This is a genomic window from Streptomyces millisiae, from assembly GCF_031845425.1.
In the GTDB taxonomy this organism is placed as follows: Bacteria; Actinomycetota; Actinomycetes; order Streptomycetales; family Streptomycetaceae; genus Streptomyces; species Streptomyces millisiae.
Genome location: NZ_JAVREM010000343.1, coordinates 1 through 435, shown reverse-complemented (window position 1 = coordinate 435; position 435 = coordinate 1). Strand labels below are relative to the sequence as shown.

Annotated in this window: 1 protein-coding gene; it reads right to left on the bottom strand. The window is 67.4% G+C overall.

The features are described 5' to 3' along the window. On the bottom strand, positions 1-401 hold a 401-nt coding region (gene nadA, locus RNC47_RS36995), incomplete at its 3' end, for a quinolinate synthase NadA (RefSeq protein WP_311605255.1). Between the last annotated feature and the right edge of the window lie 34 nt (positions 402-435).

Here is a 435-nt window from a genome sequence, read left to right as displayed (position 1 = left end):
ACCGCAGCGGTGGTGTTGACGTAGGACACGACGACCGCGCCGGGGTGCTCGTCCTTCCAGGCCTGCAGTTCGTCGGCGGTGATCGAATCGGCCAGCGAGCAGCCGGCCCGCTGATCCGGGATCAGCACCGTCTTGTCCGGGCTGAGGATCTTGGCCGTCTCGGCCATGAAGTGCACGCCGCAGAACACGATGGTGTCCTCGGGGGCCTCTGCGGCGATCCGCGAGAGCGCCAGAGAATCGCCGACGTGATCGGCGACGTCCTGGATGGCCGGCAGCTGGTAGTTGTGCGCCAGCAGCGTCGCACCGCGCAGGTCCACCAGACGACGGATCTCGGCAGCCCATTTCTCGTCGCCGTCGACGCCGGAATAGCCACCGGGGCCATCGACGATCTGATCTGCCAAGCCCCCCGAGAGGGTGCCATTGAGAGCGGTCACG